Genomic DNA, 11,328 nt, shown 5'->3' on the forward strand with positions numbered 1-11,328 from the left:
TGCTCTCACTCCTTGAGGTACGGCTGGCCGTTGGCCGCCGGCACCCGCACCCGGCCCACGACCCCCGCCACCGCGAACAGGGCGACGACGTACGGGAGCATCAGCAGGAAGTCACCGGGGATGGAGACTCCGCCCTCAGCGGCGGACATCGTGCCCAGGCGCAGCTGCAGCGAGTCCGCGAAGGCGAAGGTGAGCGCCGCGAGGAGCGCGCCGATGGGGTGGTAGCGACCCAGGATCATCGCGGCGAGCGCGATATAGCCCTTGCCGGCGGACATCTCCTCACCGAAGGCGACTCCGGTGCCGATCGTGAGGGTCGCACCGCCCAGACCGGCCACGGCCGAGCCCAGCAGCACGTTCTTCCAGCGGGTGAGGTTCACGGCGATGCCGACGGTGTCGGCAGCCTTGGGGTGCTCGCCGACGGCGCGCACCCGCAGGCCCCAGCGAGTGCGGAACAGGGCGATGGTCAGTCCCGCGACGATGATCCACATCAGGTAGACGAGGATGTTCTGCTCGAACAGCGCGGCGCCGACCAGCGGGATGTCCGCCAGCACGGGGATCCGCAGCGTGGGCAGGCGCATCGGGGCGTTGAACAGGCCGGGGTTGTCGCTCATCACGGAGCCGAAGAAGAACGAGGTGAGCCCGATCGCGAGGACGTTCAGCACCACACCGACGATGATCTGCTGGACGTGATAGCCGACCGCGAACATGGCGAGCAGCGCGCCCATGAACATGGCGACGAGCGGGGCGGCCAGCAGACCGATCCAGACGCTGCCGGTGATCGAGCCGACCAGGGTGGCCCCGAAGGCACCGAACAGCAGCTGTCCCTCGATGGCGATGTTGATGACGCCCGAGCGCTCCGAGAGCACCCCGGACAGGGCGCCGAAGGCCAGCGGGACGGCGAGCACGATGGTGCCCTGCAGCAGGGTGGTCACATCGAGCGTGCGCTGCGAGATCACCCAGGTCATGAACGCCAGGATCCAGACCACCGCGAAGAGGGCGATCAGGGTGAGTCGTGCTCGGGCCGGCGGCCGGGCGCTGCGGGCATGCAGCACCCAGAGCGCGGCCGAGGCGAGCAGCGCGATCACGGACAGCGCGATCGCGCCGCCCATCGACGGGATGACGATCCGTTCGGGGATGAGGCCGAAGGGGTTCAGATCGCTGTCATGGACCACGACGTAGGCGGAGTCCACGCCGGGGATCCCGCGCAGGCCGAAGATGACCAGTGCGAGCAGGCCCGTCACGGTGGTGGTGGCCGGAAGGTGCCACCAGCTCGCGGGGCGGACGTCGGTGAATGCCTTCTCCACCGGAGAGTCGTCGGCGACGACCTGAGGTGCCGTGCTCATCGCTCCTCCTCCTGCGCATCGGTGCGGTCCTCGGGCGAGTCCGCTGCGGGGGTCGGTCCGTCCGGGGAGGAAGGATCGGCGTCGTCGGTCCGGTGGGGTTCCGGTGGTCCGCCGCTGGTCGCAGCGCTCGCAGCCTCCCCGGTACCGGGGGCGTCAGGGGTCGCGGTCGTCTCGGGGGCGGTCCCGTCCGAGGTCCTTCCGCCTGCGGCGTCGGCGGAAGCGGCAGCAGTGGCGGCGGCGCCGGAGGCGATGGCGGCCTTCTCGGCACCGGTCCGTGCCCGGCGGGCACTGCGCACGCGGGCGGCGGCCCCGGGATGATCGATGCGGCGCAGGCCGATCAACGTCCTCACCAGCGGCGGGGCGGCGATGAACAGCACCACCAGCACCTGGATCACCTGCACCAGGTCCAGCGGGACGCCCTGGTTGGATTCCATGAAGCGTCCACCTGTGGACAGCCCTGCGAACAGCAGGCCCGCGAGCACGATGCCGACCGGGCCTGAGCGGCCCAGCAGCGCCACGGTGATGGCATCGAAGCCGATGCTCCCGGCCACACCCTCGGTCAGTCTCTGCTCGGTGCCGAGCACGTGCACGGCACCGGCGAGGCCCACCAGGGCCCCGGCGACAGCGAGCACCAGGAAGGAGGTGCGGGCCGGTGAGATCCCGGCGACCTGCGCTGCACGCGGGTTGGAGCCCACTGCACGGAAGTGGAAGCCGATGGTCGAGCGACTCATCAGCCACCACAGCAGCACGGCTGCCCCGGCGGCGAGGAACAGGCCTGCGTGCAGGCGGAACCCGGAGCCCAGCAGCAGCGGCAGCACCGCGTTGTCGCCCACGGAGGGCGAGGTGGGCTGGGACTGGTTGACGCCGGTGAACGCTGCGGTCTTGAGCGCGAAGAACAGCAGGTAGGTGGCGATCCAGTTCAGCATGATGGTGCTGATGACCTCGTTGGCTCCGAAACGGGCCTTGAGGAAACCGGCGATGCCGCCCCACACCCCACCGGCGAGGACACCGGCGATCAGGCAGGCCAGCAGGTGCACGACGACGGGGAGCTCGAAGGTGAAGCCCACGTAGCCGGCCGCCATCGCGCCGGCGATCAGCTGGCCGGTGCCGCCGATGTTGAACAGCCCGGCACGGAAGGAGACGGCCATCCCCGCGGACGCGATGATCAGCGGGGTGGCGACGGTGAGGGTCTCGGTGAGGGGCCGCAGTCCGGCGGAGAGAGCGGGCAGCAGCACATAGGTGCCGGACCCTCCGGCTTCCCGGACGCTCTCGGCAGCCCGGGTGTAGCCGGGGATGTCGAAGATCGCTCCGCGGAACATCGCGCCGTAGGCCTGCGTGACGGACTGCCAGATCGCGGATATCGCGTCGGTGGGGCGGTCGAAGAAATAGCTGAGGGTCCCACGGACCTCCTGGTTGGCGATCACGATCAGTACTGAGCCGATCAGGAAGGCGAACACGAAGCTCATCACCACGACCAGCAGGTCGCCCCGGGCGATCTTCTGCAGGGTCCTGGCCAGTGCGGTCTCCGCAGACTCGACGGGCGGTGGCGGGGTGTCGGAGCTGTTCGCCCCGACGCCGGGAGCGGAGCCTGCCTCGGAGGCGGTGCTCATACGTTCATCTCCTCCCACTCGTTCCTCGCAGTTCGTCGACGAACAACGGTGCACATACGTTCTCTCCTTCGTCGGCGAGCTGGGAGTCGGTGGTACGGGCACCGGCGGCGACGGCCTCACGGGCAGTCTCGACGGTGTAGCCGGCCATCATCAGGCCGAGCACATCGCGATCCTCGTCCCCGGGGACGATCCCCAGGATCTTCCCGCGGTACATCACGGCGATACGATCCGCGAGCTGCGTGACCTCGTCGAGCTCGGTGGAGACGATCACCACCGGGGTGCCCTTGTCCCGCTCGTCGAGGATGCGGCGGTGGAGGAACTCGATCGAGCCCACGTCCACGCCGCGAGTGGGCTGGGAGGCGATCAGGAGGGCGAGCTCGCGGTGGAGCGCCCGGGCCATGACGACCTTCTGCTGATTGCCGCCGGACAATGTGGATACTGCGGAGGCCGGAGACTCGGTGCGGATGTCGAACTCCGGGATCAGCTGCTCCGCGTTCTCCCGGATCGGCGTCAGCTTCATCGCCAGCGCGCTGCCGAACGGCGGGCGGTCGTGCTGGTCCAGGACCAGGTTCTCGGCGACGGAGAAATCCGCGATCAGCGCGTCGTGGGTGCGGTCCTCGGGGACGAAGCCGACGCCGGCGTCGAGCACCTGCTTGGTGGTGCGGCCGACCAGCTCCTGTCCTTCGAGCTTCGCCGAGCCGTGCACGATCTCCTGCAGGCCCAGCAGGGCCTCGGTGAGCTCGGTCTGGCCGTTGCCCTGGACGCCTGCGATCGCGAGCACCTCGCCATGGCGCACCTCGAAGGAGACGCCGTCGAGGGTCCTGGTCCCGGCCGCATCGCTGACCCGCAGGTCGGTGACCTCGAGGGCGATCTCACCGGGGGCCGCCGCAGCCTTGTCCTGAGCGAGCGAGACCTGCCGACCCACCATCAGCGACGCGAGTTCCGCCTGGTCCGCGGAGGGGTCGGCCTCGCCGACGACCTTTCCGCGACGGATCACGGTGATGCGGTCGGAGACTGCCTTGACCTCACGGAGCTTGTGGGTGATGAACACGATCGAGGTGCCCTCGTCCCGCAGCTGACGCATGATCTCCATCAGCTCGTCGGTCTCGTGCGGGGTGAGCACAGCAGTGGGCTCATCCAGCACCAGCACCTCGGCACGACGGCTGAGCGCCTTGATGATCTCGACGCGCTGCTGGGCGCCGACAGGCAGGTCCTCGACCAGCGCATCGGGATCGAGATCGAAGCCGAAGCGGGCGGAGATCTCGCGCACCAGCTTCCTCGCGGCGGCGAGGTCGAGCAGTCCGCCCTTGGTCGGCTCGTTGCCCAGCACCATGTTCTCGGCGACGGTGAAGACGGGGACCAGCATGAAGTGCTGATGCACCATGCCGATGCCGGCATCCATCGCATCGCCGGGGTCGGAGAAGGTGACCGGCTTCCCATCGATGACGATCTGCCCGCCATCGGGCCGGTAGAGCCCGTACAGGACGTTCATCAGGGTCGACTTGCCGGCCCCGTTCTCGCCCAGCAGGGAATGGATCTCCCCCGGTTCGACGACCAGGTCGATGGCGTCATTGGCCACGAATCCCCCGAAGGTCTTCGTGATCCCGCGCAGTTCGAGTTTCACAGCGCTCGCTTCCGTCGGTGCAGGCCGGATGCCCCGGCGGTATTCAAAAAGCGGTGTTCAGACAGTGGTTTAGAGACATCGGTGTTCAGACATCGGTGTTCAGACATGGCACGCGGTCCCCGCCCTCGCAGGCGGGGACCGCGCTCAGGTCAGCAGATGCTCAGACTCCCGCGGGGGAGGCCTCGGACTCGACCTTGACGGTACCGTCGATGATCTCCTGCTCGAGGGCTTCCAGCTCTTCGCTGAGCTCGGCCGGGACATCATCCTCGAAATCGTGGAACGGTGCCAGCCCGACGCCGCCGTTCTCGAGGGTGCCGACGTACGGGGTGGCGTCGAACTCTCCGCCGGCCGCACCGGTGATGACGTCCTCGACGCCCACGGTCATCTCCTTCATGACGGAGGTGAGGATCACGGACTGGGCCTCGGAATCCGCGGAGTTGGTCTCGTAGCCGTCGGCGTCGACCCAGATCACCTTGCGGTCCTCGCCCTCCTTGGCGGAGGCCAGGGTGCCGGCGCCCACGGGCCCGGCCACCGGCATCACGATGTCTGCGCCGGCGTTGTAGAACTCGTCAGAGACTGCCTTGCCCTTGGACTGGTCCTCGAAGGTGCCGACGATGGAGCCGGACTGGGTCTCCTTGTTCCAACCGAGCACCTCGACGTCCTCGCCGTGGGTCTCGTTGTAGTGGGCGACGCCATCGACATAGCCGTCCATGAAGATGGTGACGGTGGGGATGTCCACGCCGCCGTAGGTGGCGACCTTTCCGGTCTCGGTCATGCCCGCGGCCAGGTAACCGGCCAGGAATGCGGCCTCGGCGGTGTTGAACTCGAGAGGCTTGACGTTCTCCAGATCGAGCGGGGCGCCGTCGGCATCCTGCGCGGTGGAGTCGACGATCGCGAAGTCGGTGTCGGTGTGCTCCTGCGCGGCGGCGCCGGTGGCCGGAGCCAGCAGGAAGCCGACGGTGATGATGAGGTCGCAGCCCTGGGTCACCATGTTGTTGATGTTCGGGGCGAAGTCGGAGACGGTGGTCGACTCCGCGGTCGATTGGTCGATCCCGAGCTCATCGACGGCGTTCTGGAGTCCCTTGAAGCTGGACTCGTTGAAGGACTTGTCGTCCCAGCCGCCGGCGTCGGAGACCATGCAGGCCTTGTAATCGCTCGAGGCGCCGCCGGCATCGCTGCCGTTGCCACCCCCTGCGGTCTCCTCCGGGGCGGTGCCGCAGGCGGCGAGGGTCAAGGCGCCGGCGCCGACCAGGGCGAGGGCACGCGTGATGCTCTTCATGAAGGTTCCTTCGGGTCAGATGAGGGGCCGGATCGCCCCATGGGGTCCGTGGCGACAGCGCTGTCGCAGTGCGATCTGGACCATATCCGCGCGGAGCACCCGCCGGGGGCTGCTTTGGTCCCAGTCCGTGAACCGTTATGAAATCGAAGCGGATGTGACGTATATGAGCGAGGAGCGTCCCGTCGAGGTCTCGCTCGAGATCAGGCCGGTAGCACGAGATCAGACCTGGAGCAGAGGAGGCTCAGGCGGGGAGCAGATCGCGCTGCACACAGGCCGCCGCGAGCACCGAAGCGCCGATGCCGATCGCACGCTCGTCGATCATCAGGTCCCCCATGTGGAGGTCGAAGGTTCGGCCGCCCGGCGTGCGGGTACCGAGACGGGCCAGCGCCCCGGGCACCTTCTCGAGGTACCAGGCGAAGTCCTCGCCGCCCAGGGACTGCGCTGTGGCGTCGAGGTTCTCCCGGCCGAGCACACCGCGCACCGCGGCGGCCAGCACCTCGACGCTCGCGGGGCTGTTGGACACCGGCGGCACGCCGCGATCGTGCATGACCCGGGCGTCAACACCCCAGGGCCGCACGAGGTCCGCGAGCACCGATTCCAGCAGCTCCTCGGCCCGGTCCCAGGCGTCGTGATCCAGACACCGCAGGGTCCCCTCGAGCGTTCCGCTGCTGGGGATCGCGTTGAAGGCGGAGCCGGCATGGATGCTGCCCCAGGTGAGGTTCACGCCCGAGCGCGGATCCATGCGGCGGGTGAGCGCGGCCGGCAGCTGGGTGGCGATGGAGCCGAGTGCGTAGACCAGGTCCTGGGTGAGGTGGGGGCGGGAGGTGTGGCCGCCGGCTCCACGCACCTGGATCTTCACCGGATCCGTGGCGGAGGTGATCGGGCCGGACTTCAGCCCGATGTGCCCGACATCGACGCCCGGGTCGCAGTGCAGGGCGAGGATCGAGTCCACGCCGTCCAGCACGTTCTGGCCGATCAGCTCGAGGGCGCCGCAGGGGTGCATCTCCTCTGCGGGCTGGAAGACCAGCCTCACCCCTCGCTGCAGGCCGCCGGCGTCGGCCACCCGCACCAGAGCGGTCGCGGCGCCCAGCACCGCGCTCATGTGGACGTCGTGCCCACAGGCGTGGGACACCCCGTCGACGGAGGAGCGGAAGGCGACGGTGCTCAGCTCGGGGATGCCGAGCGCATCCATATCGGCGCGCAGGGCCATCAGGCCCAGCGAGGGATCGTTCCCGGGGATGTCGCAGATGAGGCCGGTATGCGCCATCCGCTGCGGGGAGAGGCCCAGCGCGCTGAGCTGCTCGGCGATGTAGTCGGTGGTCGCGTGCTCCTGATGGGAGAGCTCGGGGTGGCGGTGGAGGTGGCGTCTGACCTCGCTCAGATCCGCGGACTTCTCGGCCACCGTCTGAGCGATCAGGCCCTCCGGTCCCAGCATCGACCGCTGCTGCGCGGTACCCAGCAGCACCTGCTGCGACTGCTCCACCTGTGCACTCCCTGCGTTCATTCGGCTGCCTTCATTCGGCTGCGTCCCTCCGGGAGGACCATCGGCGAGGTTCGCCAAGGCCCGGCGCCGTTCGCGGTGGTCGTTGCGGGCGGTCGACGTCAGCGCAGGTGGCCCAGCCCCCGCTCTTCGAGACGGGCGACGAGCGTGGTGAGGTCCTGCGCCTGTGCGTCGGCGAGCACCAGCAGCGCGTCCTCGGTGTCGACGATGCTGATGCCGTCCAGCCCGACCAGGGCGATGTGGCGATCCGTGGCACCGTACACCGTGGCCCGCGAGGAGACGGCATCGACCTCGGCGCTTCCCAGCACCCGGACATCGCTCGCGTCCAGAGGCCCGTTCCCGTCCTCCGTACGGAGGCCGGTGCCGCCGACTCCCCGGGAGCCGTTCGCGGCCCTGGCGCGCAGCTGCCGGGCGAGCGCCCCGAAGTCTCCGACGTCGTCCCAGCCGAAGCTGGTGGGCACCACCACGACCTTCCCCTCCGCGGCGAGCGGCTCGGCCAGCGCATGGTCGATCGCGATCGAGGTGAGTCGGGGCCAGTTCCGTGCGAGCACCTCGTCGTGCCGTTCGGTGCCGTGCGCAGCGGCGATCTCGCGGACCCCGCGCGCGAGCGGCGGGATCTGGGCAGCGAGCTCGTCGAGCAGCACGGAGGCGCGCACCACGAACATGCCGGCGTTCCAGAGGAAGCGCCCGGTTGCCAGGAACTGCTCGGCACGCTCGCGATCCGGCTTCTCCACGAAGCGTGCGACGGGCAGCGCGCCGCTCGTCGCGAGCTCAGGGTCTTCCTGACCGGCAGGTCCCGGCGTGGACTGCTCGATGTAGCCGAATCCGGTGGCCGGGTGGGTCGGACGGATCCCGAGGGTCACCAGGTATCCGAGTTCTGCCGCCTCCCGGGCGCTGGCCACGGCGCGGCCGAACGACTCCTGGTCGTCGATCAGATGATCAGCGGCGAAGGAGCCGATGACCGCCTCCGGCTGCTCCCGCTCGACGAGGGCTGCGGCCAGCGCGATGGCGGGCATCGAGTTGCGCGGTGAAGGCTCCGCCAGCACGACCGCCGGCATGCCGAGCTGGTCCAGCTGCTCGCGCACCGCCGCCTCGTGACCACTCCCGGTGACCACGATCGGCGGCTGGTCGGTGAGCGGCTCCAGCCGCGCCACGGTGCTCTGCAGGAGGGAGCGACCCTCTCCGGTGAGGTCCAGCAGGAACTTGGGGCGGGAGCGGCGTGAGAGCGGCCACAGTCGGGTGCCGGCACCACCGGCGGGGATCACGGGAACGAAAGGAGCCTGGGGCATCGTGCCAGCGTATCCGCCCCGCGATCCCAGACCAGGGCAGCCCCCACCACCATCACGGGACCCGCCGCACCGCACAGCAGCGGCCCTGCCTGGTGCTACGCTGGCAGGGCCCCTGTCGGGGGCGATGATGATGTCGCCGTGTCGTGAAATGGTCGCCTGCGCGGCGCCCAGGACGCGAAGGTCGCCCGAGCTCTGCCCGGGCGCGCCACGCGCCTCTCTCCATGGCATCTCGTCAACGTTCCCGGCTTCATCCCGACGCTTCTGGAGGATCTCCGTGGCTTCAGCCCAATCCGGGACGCTCTATCGCGGACGCGAGGGCATGTGGTCCTGGGTCGCCCACCGCATCTCAGGAATGCTCATCTTCCTGTTCCTGCTGGTGCACGTCCTGGACACCGCTCTCGTCCGTGTCTCCCCCGAGGCGTACAACGAGGTGATCGGGCACTACAAGACGGTGGTGTTCGGCCTCGGCGAGGTCGGCCTCGTCGGCGCGATCCTCTTCCACGCCCTCAACGGCCTGCGCATCATCCTGGTGGACTTCTGGTCCCAGGGGACCAAGCGCCAGCGCAGCCTGTTCTGGGGTGTGGTGATCGTGTGGGCCATCCTCATGGCCGGCTTCCTCCCCCGCCACCTCATGCACATGTTCGGAGCGTGACCATGAGTGCACAGACCGGAACCTCTATCCCGGATCCCACCACCCGCTACCGCCGCACCGGCCAGCGCGGGATCAACGCCGAGATGCTCTCGTGGATGTTCATGCGAGCCTCCGGCGTGCTGCTGGTGATCCTCGTCTTCGGCCACCTGTTCGTGAACCTCTGGCTCGGCCAGGGCGTCAAGGGCATCGACTTCGCCTTCGTCGGCGGCAAATGGGCCAACCCCTTCTGGCAGGTCTGGGACCTGCTGATGCTGTGGCTGGGCCTGATCCACGGCGGCAACGGCGTGCGCACGATCATCAACGACTACGCGCGCGGTGATCGTCTGCGGATGGTCCTGAAGGGACTGCTGTACTTCGCCGTGATCGTGACGATCATCCTGGGCACCCTGGTGATCTTCACCTTCGAGCCCTGCCCGGTCGGCGCCGAGCCGAGCCTGCTGCCCTCCTTCTGCGAGGGCTGACGCCCCCGGGGCGGTCGATACCATCGGCCGCCCCTCCACTCTTCCCGGTCGACCCGAAACGGAGCAGTCACCAGACATGCAGACCCATAATTACGACGTGGTGATCGTCGGCGCCGGCGGTGCCGGCATGCGCGCGGCCCTGGAGTCCTCGAAGAACTCCCGCACCGCAGTCGTCACGAAGCTCTACCCCACCCGCTCCCACACCGGCGCCGCCCAGGGCGGCATGTGCGCCGCCCTCGCCAACGTCGAGGACGACAACTGGGAATGGCACACCTATGACACCGTCAAGGGCGGTGACTACCTGGTCGACCAGGACGCCGCTGAGGTGATGGCCAAGGAGGCCATCGATGCGGTGCTCGATCTGGAGAAGATGGGCCTGCCGTTCAACCGCACGCCCGAGGGCAAGATCGACCAGCGACGCTTCGGCGGGCACACCCGCGACCACGGTGAGGCTCCGGTGCGCCGCTCCTGCTACGCCGCGGACCGCACCGGTCACATGATCCTGCAGACGCTCTACCAGAACTGTGTGAAGCAGGAGGTCGAGTTCTTCAACGAGTACTACGTGCTCGATGTGCTGATGACCGGAGACCCGCGCAGCGACGAGGGTGTGCGCGCCTCCGGCGTGGTCACCTACGAACTCGCCACCGGCGAGCTTCACATCTTCCGCGCGAAGTCCGTCATCTTCGCCTCCGGCGGCTTCGGCAAGATCTTCAAGACCACCTCGAACGCCCACACCCTCACCGGTGACGGCCCCGCGATGGCCTTCCGTCGCGGCATCCCGCTGGAGGACATGGAGTTCTTCCAGTTCCATCCGACGGGCCTGGCCGGGCTGGGCATCCTGCTCTCCGAGGCGGCCCGCGGCGAGGGCGGCATCCTGCGCAACAGCGAGATGGAGCGCTTCATGGAGCGCTACGCACCCACGCTCAAGGACCTCGCCCCCCGTGACGTGGTGGCACGCGCGATGGCGAACGAGGTGCGGCAGGGCCGCGGCGCCGGTCCGAAGAAGGACTACGTCTACCTCGACCTCACTCACCTCGAGCCCTCGCACATCGATGCGAAGCTCCCGGACATCACCGAGTTCGCCCGCACCTACCTCGGGGTCGAGCCGTACACGGATCCGATCCCGGTGTTCCCCACCGCGCACTACGGCATGGGTGGCATCCCCACCAACATCCGCGGTGAGGTGCTCCGCAACGCGACCGACGTGATCCCCGGCCTGTACGCCGCCGGGGAGACCGCCTGCGTCTCGGTCCACGGCGGCAACCGCCTGGGCACCAACTCGCTGCTGGACATCAACGTCTTCGGGCGCCGCGCCGGCATCGCCGCCGCGGAGCACGCCGCGGAGGTCGAGCTGGCGGAGATCCCGGAGGGGCTCGAGGCGCCGACCGTCGAGCTGCTCGAGCGGCTGCGCGACCGCCCAGCGACCGAGGACCGCATCGCCGACATCCGCAGCGCGCTGCAGGAGACGATGGACGCGAACGTCCAGGTGTTCCGCACCGACGAGACCTGCCGCCAGGCGCTCTCCGACATCAAGGCGCTCAAGAAGCGCTATGAGACCGTCGCCATCCA

9 protein-coding genes are annotated in these 11,328 nt (G+C 68.9%); 3 read left to right on the top strand and 6 right to left on the bottom strand.

What is annotated here, in order from left to right; translation table 11 throughout:
• Positions 1-5 precede the first annotated feature (5 nt).
• The 6 genes from ACT3T9_RS15615 to ACT3T9_RS15640 all read right to left on the bottom strand — a co-directional run bounded on the left by ACT3T9_RS15615 (position 6) and on the right by ACT3T9_RS15640 (position 8,646).
• Complete coding sequence (locus ACT3T9_RS15615; protein ID WP_444606991.1) at positions 6-1,343, bottom strand: ABC transporter permease; 1,338 nt, start codon at positions 1,341-1,343, stop codon at positions 6-8.
• Positions 1,340-2,953, bottom strand: coding sequence for an ABC transporter permease (locus ACT3T9_RS15620; protein WP_444606992.1), 1,614 nt, complete (start codon positions 2,951-2,953; stop codon positions 1,340-1,342). The genes ACT3T9_RS15615 and ACT3T9_RS15620 overlap by 4 nt, the downstream gene beginning before the upstream one ends.
• A gap of 4 nt (positions 2,954-2,957) precedes the next feature.
• On the bottom strand, positions 2,958-4,577 hold the full coding sequence (locus tag ACT3T9_RS15625; RefSeq protein WP_444606993.1) for an ABC transporter ATP-binding protein: 1,620 nt from the start codon (positions 4,575-4,577) through the stop codon (positions 2,958-2,960).
• Between the two features lie 160 nt (positions 4,578-4,737).
• Positions 4,738-5,856 carry a BMP family lipoprotein gene (locus tag ACT3T9_RS15630; RefSeq protein ID WP_444606994.1) on the bottom strand — a complete coding sequence of 373 codons (1,119 nt, stop codon included), beginning with the start codon at positions 5,854-5,856 and terminating at the stop codon, positions 4,738-4,740.
• A gap of 241 nt (positions 5,857-6,097) precedes the next feature.
• Entirely contained in the window at positions 6,098-7,339 is a 1,242-nt protein-coding gene (locus ACT3T9_RS15635; RefSeq protein ID WP_444606995.1) for a M20 family metallopeptidase, read from the bottom strand.
• A 119-nt stretch (positions 7,340-7,458) separates the two neighbouring features.
• Positions 7,459-8,646 carry a mannose-1-phosphate guanylyltransferase gene (locus ACT3T9_RS15640; RefSeq protein ID WP_444606996.1) on the bottom strand — a complete coding sequence of 396 codons (1,188 nt, stop codon included), beginning with the start codon at positions 8,644-8,646 and terminating at the stop codon, positions 7,459-7,461.
• Positions 8,647-8,920: 274 nt separating this feature from the next.
• On the opposite strand from ACT3T9_RS15640, the gene sdhC reads away from it, so the two are divergent.
• From sdhC to sdhA, 3 genes are all read left to right on the top strand, one after another.
• On the top strand, positions 8,921-9,298 hold the full coding sequence (gene sdhC, locus ACT3T9_RS15645) for a succinate dehydrogenase, cytochrome b556 subunit (RefSeq protein ID WP_441443343.1): 378 nt from the start codon (positions 8,921-8,923) through the stop codon (positions 9,296-9,298).
• A 2-nt stretch (positions 9,299-9,300) separates the two neighbouring features.
• Positions 9,301-9,759: a succinate dehydrogenase, hydrophobic membrane anchor protein gene (gene sdhD / locus ACT3T9_RS15650; protein ID WP_442332212.1), complete on the top strand. Its 459-nt coding sequence runs from the start codon at positions 9,301-9,303 to the stop codon at positions 9,757-9,759.
• A 76-nt stretch (positions 9,760-9,835) separates the two neighbouring features.
• Positions 9,836-11,328: succinate dehydrogenase flavoprotein subunit (gene sdhA, locus ACT3T9_RS15655; RefSeq protein WP_444606997.1), on the top strand; the 1,493-nt coding region annotated here is incomplete at its 3' end.

The organism is Brachybacterium sp. AOP29-B2-41, from assembly GCF_052378395.1.
Classification (GTDB): domain Bacteria; phylum Actinomycetota; class Actinomycetes; order Actinomycetales; family Dermabacteraceae; genus Brachybacterium.

Coding starts and splice junctions, on each gene's coding strand:
- ACT3T9_RS15615 (WP_444606991.1), bottom strand. CDS start 1,343: ATGAGCACGGCACCTCAGGTCGTCGCCGACGACTCTCCGGTGGAGAAG.
- ACT3T9_RS15640 (WP_444606996.1), bottom strand. CDS start 8,646: ATGCCCCAGGCTCCTTTCGTTCCCGTGATCCCCGCCGGTGGTGCCGGC.
- ACT3T9_RS15620 (WP_444606992.1), bottom strand. CDS start 2,953: ATGAGCACCGCCTCCGAGGCAGGCTCCGCTCCCGGCGTCGGGGCGAAC.
- sdhD (WP_442332212.1), top strand. CDS start 9,301: ATGAGTGCACAGACCGGAACCTCTATCCCGGATCCCACCACCCGCTAC.
- ACT3T9_RS15630 (WP_444606994.1), bottom strand. CDS start 5,856: ATGAAGAGCATCACGCGTGCCCTCGCCCTGGTCGGCGCCGGCGCCTTG.